Raw genomic sequence first — 19,399 nt, 5'->3', positions numbered from 1 at the left:
ATAATTTTCACATGAATGGTCAAGCTACAAAGGGCGCATGGTGAATGCCTTGGCACCAGAAGCCGAAGAAGGACGTGATAAGCTGCGATAAGCTTTGGGTAGGCGCAAATAGCCTGAGATCCAGAGATTTCCGAATGGGGAAACCCACAATGCTAACGCATTGTACTGTAAACTGAATACATAGGTTTATGGAGGTAAACCCGGGGAACTGAAACATCTAAGTACCCGGAGGAAGAGAAAGAAAAATCGATTTTCTAAGTAGCGGCGAGCGAAAGGGAAAGAGCCCAAACCAGGAACTTGTTCCTGGGGTTGCGGATAGATCATAAATACTGTGATTTCTTAATTGAAGAGAGCTGGAAGGCTCCGCCGTAGAAGGTAACAGCCCTGTAAGTGAAAGGAAATAGCAGTCAGATCTACTCCAGAGTACCACGAGACACGTGAAACCTTGTGGGAAGCAGGGAGGACCACCTCCCAAGGCTAAATACTAACTGGTGACCGATAGTGAAGCAGTACCGTGAGGGAAAGGTGAAAAGAACCCCGGAAGGGGAGTGAAATAGAACCTGAAACCGTGTGTCCACAACCGGTCGAAGCACTTTTATGTGCGACGACGTGCTTTTTGTAGAACGAGCCAGCGAGTTACGGTATGTAGCAAGGTTAAGTACTTAAGGTACGGAGCCGAAGGGAAACCGAGTCTGAATAGGGCGAAAAGTTGCATGTCGTAGACCCGAAACCGGGTGACCTATCCATGGCCAGGATGAAGCGGAAGTAAAATTCCGTGGAGGTCCGAACCACGTTGGTGTTGAAAAACCATGGGATGAGCTGTGGATAGCGGAGAAATTCCAATCGAACTCGGAGATAGCTGGTTCTCCTCGAAATAGCTTTAGGGCTAGCGTTGAGATTGAGTAGTGGAGGTAGAGCACTGAATGGGCTAGGGGCTGACAACAGTTACTGAACCCTATCAAACTCCGAATGCCATATACTTGTATCTCAGCAGTCAGACTGCGAATGATAAGATCCGTAGTCAAAAGGGAAACAGCCCAGATCATCAGCTAAGGTCCCAAAGTGTAAGTTAAGTGGAAAAGGATGTGGGATTTCTAAGACAACTAGGATGTTGGCTTAGAAGCAGCCACTCATTTAAAGAGTGCGTAATAGCTCACTAGTCAAGAGATCCTGCGCCGAAGATGTCCGGGGCTAAAACTTACCACCGAAGCTATGGGCTCGAAAGAGCGGTAGAGGAGCTTCCTGTATGGAGTGAAGTCGTACCGAAAGGAGCGGTGGACTGTACAGGAGTGAGTATGCTGGCATAAGTAGCGAGAAATAAGTGAGAATCTTATTGGTCGAAAATCTAAGGTTTCCTGAGGAAGGCTCGTCCGCTCAGGGTTAGTCGGGACCTAAGCCGAGGCCGAAAGGCGTAGGTGATGGACAATCGGTTGATATTCCGATACCACCAACTGACGTTATTACAAATGGGATGACGCAGGAGGATAGGATGTGCACACTATTGGATGTGTGTCTAAGCACTTAGACAGATCAGACAGGCAAATCCGTCTGGTTAATGTTGAGGTGTGATGGGGAGTGGCTTTATGCCGCGAAGTATCTGATTCCACGCTGCCAAGAAAAGTCTCTATGGAGGATGTTGGTGCCCGTACCGCAAACCGACACAGGTAGATGAGGAGAGAATCCTAAGACCATCGGAAGAATTGTTGTCAAGGAACTCGGCAAATTGACCCCGTAACTTCGGGAGAAGGGGTGCCTATGAAAGTAGGTCGCAGAGAATAGGCCCAAGCAACTGTTTAGCAAAAACACAGGTCTCTGCTAAAGCGAAAGCTGAAGTATAGGGGCTGACGCCTGCCCGGTGCTGGAAGGTTAAGGGGAATACTTAGCGCAAGCGAAGGTATGAACTTAAGCCCCAGTAAACGGCGGCCGTAACTATAACGGTCCTAAGGTAGCGAAATTCCTTGTCGGGTAAGTTCCGACCCGCACGAATGGCGTAATGACTTGGGCACTGTCTCGACAACAAATCCGGCGAAATTGTAGTGCAAGTGAAGATGCTTGCTACCCGCGATTGGACGGAAAGACCCCGTAGAGCTTTACTGCAGCTTAGCATTGAGTTTCGATATTGTCTGTACAGGATAGGTGGGAGACTGCGAAACAGGGGCGTCAGCTTCTGTGGAGTCATCCTTGGGATACCACCCTGACAGTATTGGGATTCTAACCGGCGGCCATGAAACTGGTCACGGGACATTGTTAGGTGGGCAGTTTGACTGGGGCGGTCGCCTCCAAAAAAGTAACGGAGGCGCCCAAAGGTTCCCTCAGAACGGTTGGAAATCGTTCGAAGAGTGCAAAGGCAGAAGGGAGCCTGACTGCGACACATACAGGTGGAGCAGGGACGAAAGTCGGGCTTAGTGATCCGGTGGTTCCTCGTGGGAGGGCCATCGCTCAACGGATAAAAGCTACCTCGGGGATAACAGGCTGATCTCCCCCAAGAGTCCACATCGACGGGGAGGTTTGGCACCTCGATGTCGGCTCGTCGCATCCTGGGGCTGAAGTAGGTCCCAAGGGTTGGGCTGTTCGCCCATTAAAGCGGCACGCGAGCTGGGTTCAGAACGTCGTGAGACAGTTCGGTCCCTATCCGTCGCGGGCGTAGGAAATTTGAGAGGAGCTGTCCTTAGTACGAGAGGACCGGGATGGACTGACCTCTGGTGTACCAGTTGTTCCGCCAGGAGCATGGCTGGGTAGCTATGTCGGGACGGGATAAACGCTGAAAGCATCTAAGCGTGAAACCCACCTCAAGATTAGATTTCCCATAGCGTAAGCTAGTAAGACCCCTTGAAGAACACAAGGTTGATAGGTCAGAGGTGTAAGCATGGTAACATGTTCAGCTGACTGATACTAATAGGTCGAGGGCTTGACCAAATAATTCACTGTGCAATTTTGAGATAACAAAATCTCTAATAATGAAACTCCACAGCATAGCTGAGGAGGTTAAATATCTAAATGATATTTAACGACTATCACAAAATAGAATATTTTGGATATCTGGTCATCTGGTGATAATGACATAAAGGTAACACCCGTTCCCATTCCGAACACGATGGTTAAGCTTTATAGTGCCGATGGTACTGCAGGGGAGGCTCTGTGGAAGAGTAGGTCGTTGCCAGGTAAGTAAAAAAAGGGGCTGTCGCATTAGCATAAAAAAATATGCTAACGCGACAGCGTTTTTTCAGGTGTTTCATAGAAGTTGCCATGATGATTTAAGTACACATGAGTTTAATACTTAAAAAATGGCGCACTTTAATAAGCCCTAAATATTAATTTTTTTAAACTTACAAATTTTTAATATCTTAAAATTAAGCGCTCTTTTTAAGTGTGAAAAGATGTGTTCCTGTTTTATCTCTGCAAAAGAGCTTTCGGCTTGAATAATTCGATTCATTCTCAACTCGTAGCCTTCTTCATTTACAATTCTTTCAAGATTCTCTTTGCGAAGCATGTTGAATAGCTTTGAAGTTTCAAGATTTTTAACTCTTTCTTCTAATGGTGTTTTGCAGTTATGTCCTTTTATGCATTTGCTCTTATGAACACAGTTACTGCAGTCATCAGAAGTATAAATTGTTTTTTCACTTTCATAACCTGCATCTGCAACAATTTTAAAATACAAGAAATCCTCCATGCTTTTTATAAATGGAATCAATATTGTTGTATCTGCGAACTGATCGCCAACAGTAAGCCATACTATATATTCGGAATCTACTCCATGCTGGATATTGTAACCTGGCTTTAACTGACCGTTTTTCATGGCATCTTCTTTCATTCTCATAAATGTTGCATCCTTATCTGTCTTGGAATAACTATTGCGGTTACCGCAAGTATGGATTTTTTGTGTAAATTAATGTATTTTCTCATATATTAATTTTGCTATAAATCTTTCACTCTTCCGAGTGGGAGATTTATTTTTTTAGTACGACAGCCCATTTTAGAAAAATTGATTTCACAAAACTATTTATTTTTCTTATCTTCCAGAATAGTAAAATCTATTCTGCTGGAATTAACACCGATACATATAAATGCCGGTTGTTGGGTTTCATAGGGCCAGTCCCTCTACCTCTATTGATAAGAATATATTATATTAAAATGTTTAATATATAGATATATTGTAACTATCATATAAGATTATTACAATCATAGTAATTATGTTTCATCATGTCAATTGTCAATATGGAATTTTTAAAACTACAATTATTCACCCAATTTGAATATAGTAACTTTAGCAGGTACAACTTCAGAAATTAATAAATAAATTTATATTTCCCCTATTTTAACTTAAATAGTAACCAATGTTATGATTATTGACATAATTATCTATACATGTTACCATCAAACTAAATAAAACATTGATTGCTTATGAGATATTTGGGTTCCAACATATCTTCAGGAAGTAAGACACTTTAGTACAAAAAATTCAACTATAGCCTTTGCATTATTTGAATATGTTGTAATCCCAGGTACCATAATAGTTGGATTGATTAGTGACCATATTTTCCATGGTAGACATGCTCCAATAGCAACTGCTGTATATTGGAAGAGTACAAGCCCCCTTAGCTATAATTGTGCTTTAGCATCAATTGGTGCTTTAATATACGGTCCTGTTATGCTAATAGGAGTTAGTGCTTTAGACCTTGTTCCGAAAAAGGCAGCAGGAACAGCAGCTGGATTCACAGGATTATTTGGATACATGGGTGGCGAAGTTTTAGCTGAAATGGACATGTAATGTATTGTAGATAAATTCATTTGGGATGGTGGATTTATAATGTTAATTATTTCATGTGTTTTAGCAATATTTTTCTTGTCATTTACATGGAATACTCATAATATAAAAGAAGAAATTGTTGCTTAATGTGCTTCAAAAATAGCTATTCATTATATTAACGCGTGTGCTAGTTAATCTTTATAAGAAAAATTCTAACAAAAATTAATCATCCACAGTTATAATTAAATTACCAAACTAATTATAATAAGGAGATGATTAATTATGTTAGAGTTCAATTATTATAATACTGAAAAAGTATGGTTTAACTTTGTTAAAAAGAACTATAGTGATTTATTTTCTAATATTGGTGATATAACAAGATTTAATAGAACTAAAAGAAACCTATATAAAGTCATTTTAGAAATTCAAAAATATTTGTCTAACCTTCCAATTTATATGGACTGTTTTTTTGCTGGAAAAGGTGTTAATATTAAAATTATTAGCAAGCAAATCAAGAAATTCAATGAGTTGTTTAGTTCTATTAAACCAAAACAAGTTTGTTCTCCTCCTCTGTGTTTTATTATTTTATGTGGTAACATTTATTATTTCATAGTGGAGGAAAATATAAAAGTCTAACGGCTAAAAAGTTAGGCGAATCAACGCTTGCGGAATTCCGCAAGCGACTAATAAGTTTAATTGTTAAGGAGGAAGAATTATGAAGCAATATGTATGTTCAGTTTGTGGATACATCTATGATCCAGAACAAGGAGACCCTGATAACGGAGTGAATCCTGGAACAGCTTTCGAAAACATACCTGATAGCTGGGTATGTCCTTTATGCGGTGTGAGTAAAGACCAATTTGAACAAGCATAAATACTTTTAAAGTATAATATTATAAAAAGGTATTTCTATCATAGGGATACCTCTTTATAATATTATGCCAGTATCTTACTGACCAATCTTACAAACTCCTCTCCTGGTACAAGTTTGATAAATAAAAATCCTTGTTCCATATTACAGTTTCACTTCTTTATAAAACTAGCTTGGTTTGCAGTTTCTACAACTTCAGCTATTACCATTAAATCTAATTTTTTTGTCAAACTGATTACAGTCTTTGTTACGAATTCTTAGTTACCTAAGTTTTGTACAAACAAAACTTTAGTATTTTCCATATTGTAGTTTCACAAAAATAAATAATGGATAATATTAAGCCTTTAAGTATAATTTTCTTTGTCGATAAAAATTAAGAAAGGCAAGTATTTATCCTATAAATAATTTTATCTTTACTCAAAATACACTCAGGCCAATAAGGCTGATTGGGTTTATGAACTTCCAGAAAACAATGAAGTTAGAAATATTATAGTTCAGACCCTATCTTTAAAAGGAAATCTAAAACATTCGCTACTAATAACCAATATAAACAGCAAGGATATGAGCGCAGTAGAGATATTTACTTTTTACAACAAATGTCAAACCATAAAGGCTTTCTTTAAAATGCCCAGGAATGTATACCATATAAAAAACCTGAAAACTTCAAAGTTTTACGGCATTTACGGATTTTTATGGATTTTTATGGATAGTATTTATAACCTATAATCTCATAAGTTGGTTTAAATCTACATTTCTGTATGGAACAGAACTTGAAAATGTAGGGGTAAGAGTTTTAGTCAAAAGTATTGGAACTATAAAAGGTTTTGTTAAAAGAACTTCTGAAGGAATTAGTGTATATATTTCTAGCTTCTTAAGCTGTCTAATCTTCTTTACTGTATAATCAAAGCATTTCACTGCAAGCTTAGTACCAGAACTTTGAGATTTTATAAGCATTTTCTCTAAAGTTTCATTTATTAGCACTCTGTTTTCTCATACTGTTAGTAAGTTGTAATATGACCTCTTATGTATCAATTGCTGAGACTTATCACATAATCTCATACTGTGTATGATTACAATATTTTAAATAATATGTCTATCCTCATCTTCAATTATTTGAATCTTATATTAAATTATTAGTGAGTATAACTACTGTTTTATGAATTATTATGACATTGATAAATTGCTGTTTTATTTTTAGTAATAAAAATTTTTAAATTTTGTTTGTAATTTTTGACTAATGTGGTATACTTATATTATATTAACAAATATTAATTATTTACAAATATTAATCATCTACAAATAAAATATAAAACATAATATTTATAATTATTAATATTTGACTAAATTTAAAATAAAGGAGAGCAATTTATGAATAGTTTTGAATTTGCAATAAATATGGAACTTGATGGTGAAAAATATTACATGGAACAGGCAGAAATAAATAAAGGAAATGAGTTAAATGCTATATTTATTAGGTTGGCAAAAGATGAAAAAAATCATGCTAAAATTTTTCAAAATAAACTAAATAAATTATCATATGAACTAAAAGATAATAATACACTTTCTGAATTTAAAGATGTGTTTAAAGGAATTGGGGATTTTAAAAATGAAATCAAGAAAATTCCTAATCAATTAGATTTGTACAGGAATGCTTTAGAAAAGGAAAAACAAAGTATTGAGCTTTATAAAAAATTTTTATCTGAAACAACTGATGATAAAGAAAAAAAGATATTTGAATATCTAATTAAAGAAGAAGAAGACCATTTTGCAATACTTGATGAATTAGTTTTACTTATTAATCATGCTGATGAGTGGGTTGAATCTGCTGAATTTGGAATAAGAGAAGAATTTTAATATAAAATAATTTTGAGAATGATGGAAGAATCATTCTTATGCTTGATAATGAACTAATGGCAAGGGTATATATCCCCCTCATAAATACTGCCTTAATCCTAGTTTAAAATTTGTAAAAAGATAATAATTATTAATAATAGATAAAATAAAAAAATAAAAATTTAGGAGGTATTGTTATGACAAAGCTTAAGCAAGTCTATAAATGTGAACTCTGTGGTAATATTGTAGAGGTTTTACATGAAAGTGGTGGAACTCTAGTTTGTTGTGGTCAGACAATGACATTACAAGTTGAAAATAATGTGGATGCAGCAAAGGAAAAACATGTACCAATTATAGAAAAAGTAAAAGGTGGAGTTCTTGTAAAAGTTGGTGAAATTGAACATCCTATGTTAGAAAAACATTATATTGAGTGGATAGAAATTCAAACTAAAAATAAAATATACAGAAAATATTTAAAACCTGAAGATAAACCTGAAGCTCTATTTCTTTTAGAGGAAGAAGTTTTATATGCAAGAGAATTTTGTAATATGCACGGATTATGGAAATCATAAAATATGACATTTTATAACCATTAATATTTGAATAAATTTTAAATTAATATTTCACAAGGAGGGTTAAAATTGAAAAGTTTAAAAGGAACCAAAACTGCTGAAAATCTTTTAAAATCCTTTGCAGGAGAATCTCAAGCAAGAAATAGGTATACCTATTATGCTTCAATAGCTAAAAAGGAAGGCTACGTTCAGATGGGAGAAATATTTACAGAAACTGCAGATAATGAAAAAGAACATGCAAAGAGATTTTTTAAATTTTTAGCTGATAGTAATCTAAATGGTGAAGCTGTTGTTATTAATGATGCTGGTTATCCTGTTTTCTTAGGAGATACAAAGGGAAATCTATTAGCAGCTGCTGCTGGTGAGAATGAAGAGTGGACAACTCTATATCCTCATTTTGCAAATGTTGCAGAAGATGAGGGCTTTTCTGATATTGCATTTGTTTATAGAAATATTGCTGAAGTTGAAAAAAGACATGAGGCTAGATATAGAAAACTGGCTAAAAATATTGAGGACGGAATTGTGTTTGAAAAAAATAAAACAGTTTTATGGAAGTGCAGTAATTGTGGGTATATACATGAGGGTACTTCTGCACCAGAATTTTGTCCAGCATGCGCTCATCCAAAGGCCTATTTTGAAATGTTCACAGAAAACTATTAAACCCAAAGGAGGGCTTTAACATGTACAACATTTTAATAGGCGGAGCAGCCGGCCAGGGTATTGAAACAACAGCTGCAATATTGGAAAAATTACTTAAAAGATCTGGCTATAATATTTTTACAATGAGAGATTTCATGTCTCGTGTTCGTGGTGGTCATAATTTTTCTGTGATCCGTTTTGGAAATGAGCAAACTAGCTCACATAGTAACAGATTTGATGGAATCATAGCGTTAAATGATGAAACCGTGGAGGAGCATAAAAAACAATTAAATGAAAATGGTTTTATACTTTGTGACAGTAATTTAAAAACAGAAGATCCTAGGGCAATCAAAATTAATATGGATAATATGGCAAAAAAACTTGGAAATCCACGTGTATCCGGCAGTATAGCTTTAGGAGCTATTTTGAAGTTATTTGGTGAATCTCTGGATTTTGTAAAAGATGTACTAAAGGATTTTGTAAAGGAGCAATATCTTGAAATAAATTTGAAGGCTGTTGAGGAAGGTTACAATAATGTTGAACAACGCTTTCCTCATCTTGATGGAAACTTTAGTGATTACATAATTCTTACTGGAAGTAAAGCATTGGCTCTAGGAGCAATAGCAGCAGGACTGAAATTTTACGCTGCTTACCCAATGTCTCCATCTACAGCTATTATGGAGTATCTTGCTTTCAAGGGCGATGAGGCAAATATTGTTGTAGAACAGGCTGAGGATGAAATTGCAGCTATCAATATGTCAATTGGGGCCTCCTTTGCAGGTGCTAGGTCCATGACTGGAACTTCTGGAGGAGGTTTCTCACTGATGGTAGAGGCTTTGGGGCTTTCGGGTATGGCAGAAATTCCACTGGTTTTGGTAGATGTTCAGAGACCGGGTCCTGTAACAGGATTTCCAACAAGAACAGAGCAGAGCGATCTGAAATTTGTAATTTCAGCTTCACAGGGAGAATTTCCTAGAATGGTAATTGCATTAAGAAACCATGAAGACTCGTTTTATCAGACTGTAAGAGCATTTTATTTATCAGAAAAGTATCAGATTCCAGTTATTATTTTAAGCGATCAATATCTGGGTGACTCTTCAGCAACTGTGAAGCCATATGATTTAAACCTTATAGAAAAATATAAATTTCATCAGACGGAAGATGTAACTGGCGAATATCTGAGATATAAAATTACTGATGATGGAATATCCCCTATGCTAATTCCGGGGAAAACTAAGCATTTTGTAAGTATTGACAGTGATGAACATGATGAAAGAGGATGGATTACAGAATCATCTGAAGTACGAAATAATATGATGGATAAACGTATGAGAAAACTAGATAAACTTAAGCTTGAGCTGCAAGAACCAGAATTTTTGGGATCCGAAACCTGTGACACCCTGTTTGTAGGTTGGGGTTCAACTTATGGACCTATTGCTGAAGCAGTGAAATTGCTTAACAATGCACAGCATGGTAAATATGGCGCTTTGATTTTTGGTGATGTTTATCCACTGCCACGAAGGCTTTTAGAAGAAAAGGCTTCATCAGTAAAACAAATCATTAATATTGAACAGAACGCCACAGGACAGCTTGCGGATCTTATTCGAGAGCAGACAGGTATCACTTGTATAGCTAGCATATTGAAATATGATGGCAGACAGATTTCTGGAGAAGAAATTGTGGAAAAAATTCAGAGGGGGTTGAACTATGAGCACAGATAAATTTTGCACCTATGAAACTGCATGGTGCCCAGGTTGTGGAAATTTCAGCATTCTGGAATGCTTGAAAAAGGCGTTGGAAGAATTGGATATGGACCCTTATGAAGTATTAATGGTAGCTGGAATAGGACAGGCAGCAAAAACCCCTCAATACATCAGCGCCAACAGTTTTTGTGGCTTACACGGAAGATCCCTACCCGCTGCTGTGGCTGCAAAGATTGCCAATAAAAACCTTACAGTTATTGTAGATACTGGAGATGGTGACTCCTATGGAGAAGGCGGAAATCATTTTATTCACAACATTAGAAGGAATGTAGATATCACACATTTTGTTCATGACAACCAGATTTACGGTTTAACTAAAGGACAGGCTTCCCCAACTTCAAGTGAGGGACAAATTACAGATGTTCAACCAACAGGAAGTATAAATGCGCCGCTTAATCCGGTTCTTCTAGCTATTGCCGCTGGCGCTGGATTTGTAGCAAGAGCATTTAGCGGAGACAAGGAGCATTTAGTTTCCATTATGAAACAAGCCATACTTTACAAAGGGTATGCATTAGTTGACATTTTACAACCATGCGTGAGTTTTAATAGAGTAAATACATTTGCTTATTACAAAAAACGTGTCTATAGATTGGATGACAGCTATGATAATCACAATAAAACCGTAGCCATACAAAAATCAATGGAATATGGTGATAGAATTCCAATTGGCGTTATTTATCAAGAGCAAAAGCGTACTTTTCACGAGAAAAACATAGTTTTATCTAGTGGAAAACCGCTAATTGATATGCAGTATAATATTAATTTTGTTCAAAAAATTATTGAAGAATTTATTTAGAATCGTGTACTCAATATTTAGTGGAAGTTTTAATTAATAATTTCCACGATTTGAAGTATAGTTTTTATATAAATTAATGTATTTATTCATATATTAATTTTATCATAAATCTTTCACTCTTCAGAGTGGGAGATTTATTTTTTTAGGCAAAAAGCTGTCGCATTAATTTTTTAGTGCGACAGCCATTTTTTGTTTGTCTAAAATTATAGAAAAATTTAGTGCAGTTGTTTAGAAATTTGATTATAATATAAATTAGTACTACTAATGAAAGATTAAAAGTTGAGGTGACAGTATATTGGAATTAGAAAAGAAAATCAGAGGTAAAACTGCCATTTTAATAGTTTTGGCATTCGGACTTTATATAGGATTTAATTATTGGAATAATATTGTAGCAATATTTATTAAAGTATATAATTTGCTTTTTCCATTTATTTTAGGAGGATGTATAGCATTTATACTTAACATTCCAGCTAGATTTATATCCAAAAAACTATTAAGCTGTAGTGACAAAGGCATTGGAAAAATAATTAAAAAACATAGTACAGGCATTAGTATAGTAATTTCTTTCTTTGCTATAGTAGGAATCTTTGTCTTAATTTCATCCATTATCATACCTAATATTATTGAAACTGCTGCAATATTGCCAAAGACCTTTGATAATTCAGCAAGAGCATTTCAAAAATGGATGAATGGCAATACTAAGCTATCTAACAATGTTGTCAATTTGATCAACAACATGGGTATAGATTGGAATAACATTTTCAATAAGGCAAAGTCAATTATTTTTAATGGTGCAGGCTCAATGTTACTATCAACCCTAGCAGCAGCAACTACCTTGGCAAGTGCTACTGTAGAATTTATATTGGGAGTTATATTTGCTATATACATATTGGCCCAAAAGAGGAGCTTAGGTATTCAGTTTAAAAAGCTGTTATACGCTTTTATGAAAAAAGAAAAAGTGGATTCAATTTTAGAAATATTAAAACTTACAAATCTTACATTTTCAAATTTTATTACAGGACAATGTATTGTAGCTGCAATTTTAGGAATAATGTTTTTTATAATAATGATGCTGTTAAGTATGCCATATGCTCTGATGATTAGTGTATTAATTTGTTCCTTGTCAATAATCCCTGTGCTAGGCTCAGCTATTGGATGTTCTTTAGGTGTAATATTAATTTTAATGGTTAATCCTATAAAAGCAGGTGTTTTTTTAATAGTTTTTTTATTGATTAAGCAGATAGAAGATAATTTTATTTATCCTAAGGTTGTGGGAGAGTCTGTAGGACTTCCAGCCATTTGGGTATTAGTTGCAATTACTTTAGGAGGTAAAATCTCTGGGGTGGCAGGAATGATTATATTCATTCCCATGTTTTCAGTAGCTTACGTTTTACTTCGTAAAGAGGTGTATATAAGATTAAAGGGAAAAGATTTAGAAATAAAGTAGAGGTGCTTTTAATTAATAGTTAAGAATGAAGAATTAATGGTGAAAGTTGAGTAACTAATATTATTACCTAGATATTGTGCGTGTAAAAAATTGAAAAATACTATTAATGGCAATAGAAACTGATTGAAATTTCAAACAGTTTTTGTTGCTATTTACATTTTATGAAGTTGTGATATAATATTTAGCGCTGCATAAAATTCATGCAGTTTATTTTCTTTAAATAAGCATATTAAAATTTTATAAGATATTATTTATATCAAAATAATGAATGAAAAGGAAGCGAATATTAATATGAGTTCTCGAAAACGTAATACAGATATGTGTAATGGCCCCTTGTTCAGCAAGGTGTTTATTTTTGCTTTGCCCATTATGGCAATGTATATTCTGCAACTGTTGTTCAATACTGCTGATATGGTGGTGGTTGGACATTTTTCAGGCAGCAAAGCATTGGCTGCAGTTGGAGCTACAGGTTCACTCATTAACCTTATCATAACTTTATTTATGGGGTTATCAGTAGGAACTACCGTCGTTGTGGCTCAAGATTATGGCGCAGATAAACCAGATGCTGTAAGTAGATCCGTTCATACATCAATTGCCATAAGCATTATTGGTGGATTGATTGTCATGGTGCTGGGTATACTCCTTTGTAAGCCTCTGCTGGAGATGATGGGGACTCCAGAAGATATAATTGGATTGTCTGTAGTGTATATGGAAATCTACTTTATTAGTATGCCTGCTAACATGGTATACAACTTTGCAGCAGCTATTCTGCGTGCTGCAGGTGATAGCCGTCGTCCAATGTACTATCTTATTGTTACAGGTATATTACATGTTATATTCAACCTATTTTTTGTAATTGTACTTCATATGGGAGTGGCAGGCGTTGCATTTGCTACTGTTATTTCTGAGTATCTTTCGGTGATGCTTATTATGATATGTCTGTCTAGATGCGATGGAGCCATACGATTTATGCCACGTAAGATGCGTATTGATAGATGTAAGCTAAAGGACATTGTAAGGATTGGTTTGCCAGCAGGAATGCAGGGATTATTGTTCTCTATTTCTAATGTGCTCATCCAGTCAGCAGTTAACTCCTTTGGTTCTACAATGGTGGCAGCCAGTGCTGCTGCCAGTAATGTTGAAAACTATATAGGTACCACAATGAATGCATATTATAATGCAGCAATCTCTTTTACTGGGCAGAACATGGGTGCGAAGAAATATGATAGAATTGACACCATTGCGAAGGTATGTACAGTATTGATCTTTGCTACATGGATTCTCATGGGTGGTATGACGATGTTTTTTGGAAAGTCACTGCTTGGCATATACACCTCTGATCCGGAAGTCATTAAGCTTGGTATGCTGCGTATCAATGTCATGATGATTGCATTTTTTACCTGTGGAATGATGAATGTGTATCCTGGATTGACACGTGCTATGGGATATTCTATACTACCTATGATTTCCACCTTGGTAGGAGCTTGCCTTATGAGAATTCTTTGGCTGTCTACAATCTTTAAGTGGTATCCCACAGAGGTTATGCTCTTTGCCTGCTATCCAGTAACCTGGGCATTGGCGGGAATAGGGCAGGTAGCTATTTTCTTCTATGCTAGGCGTCAGCTTCGTGAGCAAGCACAGCCAAGTTTTCACAGAAGATTGTTAGCAATTTTATCTTCTATAGTTAGATAGAATGATCTTATAATTGTAACTGCTGTTTGATTGGTACAGCCAATATTAGCTTGCTTTTAAGCAATAGCTAATGCTGTACCAAAAGATTTGTAGTTTAATATTTTGGAATCATGGTAGGAATTAAAAATTAACAATTTGAAAGGAAACTAGTAAAAATCCTTTGTCATCTCATAGCTTTATTTATATGTTATAATGAAAATTATAGTTTTGGTAATTCAAGATAAATTTATTTTAGATGGAATTGATAGTTCCTGTATTTAGCTAAGAATTTTATTATGAGCATATAAGATTAAAATATTGTACAAGCATTATATTAGGTAAATGAGAGGTATAATAATTATGTTAATTAGTTCAGTAACAACGATATATTTTTCACCAACAGGTACAACTAAAAAAATTATTAATTCCATTGTAAAAGGAATGGGAATAGTTAATAATAAAATAATTAATTTAACCTTGCCTAAAGTAAGAGAAGCTGGTGTTCCATTAATTAATGGAGACATAGTGATAATTGGAGTACCTGTTTATGAGGAAAGAATTCCCAAAATAGTATATCCTTTTTTAGTAAGCTTAAAAGGCAATGGAAATCCAGTTGTACTCGTTGGTGTTTATGGAAATATTGGTGATGGTATAGTTCTAAATGAACTTGATTTTATAGCTAAAAAGTCAGGCCTTAAGGTAGTAGCAGCAGGCTCATTTATAGGAGAACACTCATTTTCCACAGAAGAAATGCCTATTGCACAAAATCGTCCTAACAATGATGATTTAAATAGGGCCGAAGAATTTGGAAAAAACATAATGAAGAAAATACAAAATATTGATAGTTTAAAGGATATTTCGCTTAAAATTCCTCAAGGTAAACTACCATTAATGGCAAAAATAGTTCCTAAAAATAGTGCTAGGTTATTTACCAAAACTCCTTTTGTAGATATGAGTAAATGCAGTCATTGTAATGTATGTGCAAAATTATGTCCTATGAGTGCCATTGATAAGGAAACTTTAAAAATAGATGAAGAACAATGCCTACGTTGTTTTTGTTGTGTTAAAAGGTGTCCTAAAAAAGCAAGAAAAATTATTTATAAACCGAAATTTTTGGTTTCAAAAATATTAACAATTAAAAATAGAATTATAAAGGAACCTAAACTGTATTTGTAGGATTTTATACATAATATAATAAAGTTAGTAAATAGATATTTAAAGGAGAGATGTGAAATGTCAAAAGTAGTTATTTTTAAAGGTAGTCCAAGAAAGAATGGATATACTTCAAAACTATTAGAACAAGTGGCAAAGGGTGCTAAATCTAAAGGTGCCGAGGTTATTGAATTTGATTTAAATGATCCTGGTATTCGCGGCTGCCAAGGATGTTACTATTGTCGTACTCATGATGGTTGTGCCGTTAATGATTATCTTCAACCAATGTATAAGGCCATTGATGAAGCTGATGCTATTGTATTTGGCTCTCCAATTTACTATTATCAAGTTACAGGTCAAGCAAGAGTTTGGTTAGATCGTACTTTTCCAATGCTTGGAGAAAATTTTGCACCAAGACATTCTGGTAAAAAGGCAATAACAATATTTGCTCAAGGTAATTCCAATCCACAAATAGCTGAAGAAGGCATTAAATTTGTTACTAACATTTTTGAAACATATGGTTGGAAAATAGAGGATAGTATTCATTACTGTGGAACTAGTGTTAATCCTGATTTAGAAAAATTTGAGGAGTTATCTTTAAGAGCCTTTAAGGATGGAGAAAATTTAGTTGGATAAATTACTGACACATTTTAAATGTATTAGTTGACAGAGATGAAGAAGAAGCAAGAGAAGTTGATTTTTCTTCTGAAATATCAAAGTTGAACAACATTTCAGTTACTCTATTTGTTGATAAAAATAAAGAAGCCAAAATACCATCTGATATATCAGATGAAACTTTACAATTGTATAAGAAAGAAATACCATCTTGTGAAGTAGTTGAGTTTTCTAAATCTGGGAATATGATTCCTGATGAAGAACCAGAAAAGTATATAAAAGAAATAGTTTTTTTTATAAATACTGTTAAACTTTAATATAAGATGTATACATGAAAACCGATATATTTATTTAATTTTTTTAGTGTGAAAGCCCTTTTTATTTAGCATGTGTTACTGTATTAGAAAATAACTCTGTTAAATTTGTCATTTTTTTAAGTGATATTACATATTATAAGAAAAAATATATATAATAATATTAAGAATTCAAAGTTAAATAAATTTTTTTATTATTTATATTGACACAAGATGGAAAAAATTATAATATATAAAATAAAATATAGTAATTAGTTATGATGAGGAAGAGTAATTGCAGGCTTGAAATAAAGAGAGGGAATGATGGTGGAAATTTTCCGTGATGGATGCGATGAAGGTAGCCTTGGAGCTTTAAACCGAAAATATTATATATGAGTAGGCTTTAATGGAGTTCCCACCATTAAAAGGGAAGTAGTATCGGTAGCTATACCCGTACTATAATGAGTGTGTATTTTTGTACAAATTTAGGTGGTACCACGGAGTTACAGTCTTCGTCCTATTTATTAGGATGAAGGCTTTTTTATTTTCTTAAATGCGTAGTTAGAAAAATTTTAATTTTTAGGAGGTAAAAAAATGTTGGATAAAAAATATAATTTAATAGAAAATGAAAAGAAATGGCAAAAATTTTGGCAGGAAAATGACATATACAAATATGATTTTACAAGTGACAAAAAGACTTTTTCAATAGACACACCGCCGCCAACAATAAGTGGAAGCCTTCATATAGGGCATATATTTTCCTATACACAGGCTGAAATAATTGCAAGATTTCATAGAATGCAAGGTGAAAATGTATTTTATCCTTTTGGTTTTGACGACAATGGTCTTCCTACTGAAAGACTAATAGAAAAAGAGGAAAATATACGAGCAAATTCCATACCAAGAAGTGAGTTTACTGAAAAATGCATGCTTACAACTAAAAAGTATGAAGAAGATTTTAAAAATTTATGGATGTCAATGGGCTTTAGTGTAGATTGGAGCCTTCAATATAAGACTATTGGTCCTATGGCAAGAAAAATATCTCAAAAGGCATTTTTGGATATGGCAAAGCTCAGAAAAGCATATATAAAAGAATCGCCAGTATTATGGTGTACAACATGCCGAACTTCAATAGCCCAAGCAGAGCTTGAAAATGCAGATAAAGAAACTACTTTTAACTATATACCTTTTATGTGTGAAAATAGTCAGTTGATTATTGCAACTACAAGACCTGAGCTTTTAAACAGTTGTGTATGCTTATTTATAAATCCAAAAGATGAGAGATATTTAAAATACCTGGGAAAAAGAGCATCAGTACCATTATATAATTATGAAATACCTATCCTTTCAGATGAAAAAGTAAGCATGGATAAAGGAACTGGTATAGTAATGTGTGCTACTTTTGGAGATACCACAGATGCAGAATGGTGCGAGAAATATAAGCTGCCATATAGGAAGACTATAGAAGAAAATGGTAAAATATTAGAAGGTATACCATTTGTTGGTGTGCTTAGAATTTTAGCTGCAAGAGAAAAAATTATACAACTGCTTAAAGATAATAATCTCCTAATAAAGAGTGAAACTATAACACATTCGGTTTCAATTCATGAAAGATGTGGAAAGCCAATAGAGATAATACCTTCAAAGCAGTGGTATATAGATATTTTAAGTGAGAAAGAAAGATATCTTAAAGCTGCTGATGAAATAAACTGGTACCCAGCATCTATGAAAAATAAATATATAACATGGGTAGAAAATCTAAAATGGGATTGGTGTATTTCAAGACAAAGATACTTTGGAGTTCCATTTCCTATATGGTACTGTAAAAAGTGCGGAAAGCCTATTTTTGCAAAAGATGAAGAACTTCCTATAAATCCTATTGAAACAAATCCTTCTGAGCCATGTAGTTGTGGAAGTACAGACTTTATACCAGAAACAGCAGTTTTTGATACGTGGGCCACATCTTCACTTACTCCACTTATAAATTCAAAGTGGAATACAGATAAGGATATGACAGAAGAACTTCTTCCTATGGGAATGAGAACACAGGCACATGAGATAATAAGAACTTGGACATTTTATACAATTGTAAGAAGTCTGTTCCACACTGGAAAAATTCCATGGAAAGATATTATGTTATGTGGTTTTGTTTTAGCAAAAAAGGGAGAAAAGATAAGTAAATCAAAAAATAATGCACCTTCTTCTCCAAAGGAGCTTATAGAAAGACATTCGGCAGATGCATTAAGATATTGGGCTTCTAGTGCTAAACTTGGAACAGATACCATGTTTTCAGAAGCAGAATTGAAAACATCCAAAAGATTTTTAAATAAACTTTGGAATGCAGCATCATTTTGTATTATGCAATTAGAAGATTATGATGGATCAAACCCAATTAAATTGCTGCCAATAGATAAGTGGATACTTGAAAAAATTAAAATCTTAGAAAAAAACACTATAGAAAATTTAAATCAATATGAAATAGGTCTTGCCAGGCACGATATAGACGAATTCTTCTGGAATGATTTTTGTGATAATTATCTGGAAATAATAAAGGATAGGCTTTATAAACCGGAAATACATGGAAAAGAGGAGAAATTATCAGGACAGTATGCTTTATATAATACTCTTTTGGAAATTTTGAAATTGTATTCTATATATGTTCCACATATTACAGAGGAAATTTATCAATCATTTTATAGAAACTTTGAAAACAGCATTTCAATTCATAAAACGCAGTGGAGCATGAAATTAGGTAATAACGATGAAAATATTTTGCAGTTTGGTGAAAATATTAAAAAAATCATAGGTGAAGTAAGACGCTATAAATCTGAAAGAAATTTGTCTTTAAAAGAAAAAATAAATATATTGAAAATTTCTATTCCAAAGAATTATGAAGAGTATATTAGACAGACATTAAAAGATATAAAAGCATGTACATGGGCTGAAGATATTCAAGTAAAATTTAGTGACAAGTATGATATTGAAATACTATAGAATTTT

Annotated in this window: 14 protein-coding genes, 2 rRNA genes, 2 pseudogenes, 1 riboswitch and 1 other annotated feature; of the genes and pseudogenes, 16 read left to right on the top strand and 2 right to left on the bottom strand. The window is 34.2% G+C overall.

Annotated features, from left to right (window positions below; all coding sequences use genetic code 11):
• Positions 1-17 precede the first annotated feature (17 nt).
• A 23S ribosomal RNA gene (locus tag Ccar_RS10940) occupies positions 18-2,916 on the top strand.
• 130 nt (positions 2,917-3,046) lie between these two features.
• Positions 3,047-3,163, top strand: a 5S ribosomal RNA gene (rrf, locus tag Ccar_RS10935).
• 219 nt (positions 3,164-3,382) lie between these two features.
• On the opposite strand, the pseudogene Ccar_RS10930 reads toward rrf, so the two are convergent.
• Positions 3,383-3,886, bottom strand: a pseudogene (locus Ccar_RS10930) (transposase); the annotation flags it as partial.
• Between the two features lie 120 nt (positions 3,887-4,006).
• A riboswitch (SAM riboswitch) is annotated at positions 4,007-4,117 on the bottom strand.
• 294 nt (positions 4,118-4,411) lie between these two features.
• On the opposite strand from Ccar_RS10930, the pseudogene Ccar_RS26350 reads away from it, so the two are divergent.
• The 3 genes and pseudogenes from Ccar_RS26350 to rd all read left to right on the top strand — a co-directional run.
• Positions 4,412-4,894, top strand: a pseudogene (locus tag Ccar_RS26350) (MFS transporter); the annotation flags it as partial.
• A 135-nt stretch (positions 4,895-5,029) separates the two neighbouring features.
• Entirely contained in the window at positions 5,030-5,383 is a 354-nt protein-coding gene (locus Ccar_RS27715) for a hypothetical protein (RefSeq protein WP_007062890.1), read from the top strand.
• A gap of 79 nt (positions 5,384-5,462) precedes the next feature.
• Positions 5,463-5,621, top strand: a complete 159-nt coding sequence (gene rd / locus Ccar_RS10915; protein WP_007062891.1) for a rubredoxin — start codon at positions 5,463-5,465, stop codon at positions 5,619-5,621.
• Positions 5,622-6,338: 717 nt separating this feature from the next.
• On the opposite strand, the gene Ccar_RS10910 is transcribed toward rd, so the two are convergent.
• Positions 6,339-6,599 (bottom strand): hypothetical protein, encoded by a 261-nt coding sequence (locus Ccar_RS10910; RefSeq protein ID WP_007062892.1) that lies wholly within the window; start codon positions 6,597-6,599, stop codon positions 6,339-6,341.
• Between the two features lie 387 nt (positions 6,600-6,986).
• On the opposite strand from Ccar_RS10910, the gene Ccar_RS10905 reads away from it, so the two are divergent.
• From Ccar_RS10905 to Ccar_RS10855, 11 genes are all read left to right on the top strand, one after another.
• Complete coding sequence (locus tag Ccar_RS10905) at positions 6,987-7,472, top strand: ferritin-like domain-containing protein (protein ID WP_007062893.1); 486 nt, start codon at positions 6,987-6,989, stop codon at positions 7,470-7,472.
• Positions 7,473-7,648: 176 nt separating this feature from the next.
• Positions 7,649-8,023: a desulfoferrodoxin gene (locus tag Ccar_RS10900; RefSeq protein ID WP_007062894.1), complete on the top strand. Its 375-nt coding sequence runs from the start codon at positions 7,649-7,651 to the stop codon at positions 8,021-8,023.
• A 69-nt stretch (positions 8,024-8,092) separates the two neighbouring features.
• The gene (rbr, locus tag Ccar_RS10895; RefSeq protein ID WP_007062895.1) at positions 8,093-8,683 is read left to right on the top strand and encodes a rubrerythrin; all 591 of its coding nucleotides are present in this window, start codon (positions 8,093-8,095) and stop codon (positions 8,681-8,683) included.
• A 20-nt stretch (positions 8,684-8,703) separates the two neighbouring features.
• Positions 8,704-10,383: a 2-oxoacid:acceptor oxidoreductase subunit alpha gene (locus Ccar_RS10890; protein WP_007062896.1), complete on the top strand. Its 1,680-nt coding sequence runs from the start codon at positions 8,704-8,706 to the stop codon at positions 10,381-10,383.
• Positions 10,370-11,221: a 2-oxoacid:ferredoxin oxidoreductase subunit beta gene (locus tag Ccar_RS10885; RefSeq protein ID WP_007062897.1), complete on the top strand. Its 852-nt coding sequence runs from the start codon at positions 10,370-10,372 to the stop codon at positions 11,219-11,221. The genes Ccar_RS10890 and Ccar_RS10885 overlap by 14 nt, the downstream gene beginning before the upstream one ends.
• Before the next feature lie 295 nt (positions 11,222-11,516).
• Positions 11,517-12,668, top strand: a complete 1,152-nt coding sequence (locus tag Ccar_RS10880) for an AI-2E family transporter (RefSeq protein ID WP_007062898.1) — start codon at positions 11,517-11,519, stop codon at positions 12,666-12,668.
• A 291-nt stretch (positions 12,669-12,959) separates the two neighbouring features.
• On the top strand, positions 12,960-14,360 hold the full coding sequence (locus tag Ccar_RS10875) for an MATE family efflux transporter (RefSeq protein ID WP_242852194.1): 1,401 nt from the start codon (positions 12,960-12,962) through the stop codon (positions 14,358-14,360).
• 339 nt (positions 14,361-14,699) lie between these two features.
• Positions 14,700-15,515 (top strand): EFR1 family ferrodoxin, encoded by an 816-nt coding sequence (locus tag Ccar_RS10870; protein ID WP_007062900.1) that lies wholly within the window; start codon positions 14,700-14,702, stop codon positions 15,513-15,515.
• Positions 15,516-15,572: 57 nt separating this feature from the next.
• Positions 15,573-16,127: a flavodoxin family protein gene (locus Ccar_RS10865; protein ID WP_007062901.1), complete on the top strand. Its 555-nt coding sequence runs from the start codon at positions 15,573-15,575 to the stop codon at positions 16,125-16,127.
• A gap of 83 nt (positions 16,128-16,210) precedes the next feature.
• Positions 16,211-16,423, top strand: a complete 213-nt coding sequence (locus Ccar_RS10860; protein ID WP_007062902.1) for a hypothetical protein — start codon at positions 16,211-16,213, stop codon at positions 16,421-16,423.
• A 245-nt stretch (positions 16,424-16,668) separates the two neighbouring features.
• Positions 16,669-16,922 (top strand) — a binding site (T-box leader).
• A gap of 71 nt (positions 16,923-16,993) precedes the next feature.
• Positions 16,994-19,393 carry a valine--tRNA ligase gene (locus Ccar_RS10855; protein ID WP_007062903.1) on the top strand — a complete coding sequence of 800 codons (2,400 nt, stop codon included), beginning with the start codon at positions 16,994-16,996 and terminating at the stop codon, positions 19,391-19,393.
• Positions 19,394-19,399 lie beyond the last annotated feature (6 nt).

Origin of the sequence: Clostridium carboxidivorans P7 (assembly GCF_001038625.1) — a bacterium.
GTDB classification, from domain to species: domain Bacteria; phylum Bacillota; class Clostridia; order Clostridiales; family Clostridiaceae; genus Clostridium_AM; species Clostridium_AM carboxidivorans.
This window is presented reverse-complemented; position numbering and strand designations above follow the sequence as displayed.

Bases quoted from the DNA above. Each gene is read 5' to 3' on its own strand.
- Ccar_RS10905 (WP_007062893.1), top strand. From the start codon at position 6,987: ATGAATAGTTTTGAATTTGCAATAAATATGGAACTTGATGGTGAAAAA.
- Ccar_RS10900 (WP_007062894.1), top strand. From the start codon at position 7,649: ATGACAAAGCTTAAGCAAGTCTATAAATGTGAACTCTGTGGTAATATT.
- Ccar_RS10875 (WP_242852194.1), top strand. From the start codon at position 12,960: ATGAGTTCTCGAAAACGTAATACAGATATGTGTAATGGCCCCTTGTTC.
- Ccar_RS10855 (WP_007062903.1), top strand. From the start codon at position 16,994: ATGTTGGATAAAAAATATAATTTAATAGAAAATGAAAAGAAATGGCAA.
- Ccar_RS10885 (WP_007062897.1), top strand. From the start codon at position 10,370: ATGAGCACAGATAAATTTTGCACCTATGAAACTGCATGGTGCCCAGGT.
- Ccar_RS10890 (WP_007062896.1), top strand. From the start codon at position 8,704: ATGTACAACATTTTAATAGGCGGAGCAGCCGGCCAGGGTATTGAAACA.
- Ccar_RS27715 (WP_007062890.1), top strand. From the start codon at position 5,030: ATGTTAGAGTTCAATTATTATAATACTGAAAAAGTATGGTTTAACTTT.
- Ccar_RS10870 (WP_007062900.1), top strand. From the start codon at position 14,700: ATGTTAATTAGTTCAGTAACAACGATATATTTTTCACCAACAGGTACA.
- Ccar_RS10865 (WP_007062901.1), top strand. From the start codon at position 15,573: ATGTCAAAAGTAGTTATTTTTAAAGGTAGTCCAAGAAAGAATGGATAT.
- rd (WP_007062891.1), top strand. From the start codon at position 5,463: ATGAAGCAATATGTATGTTCAGTTTGTGGATACATCTATGATCCAGAA.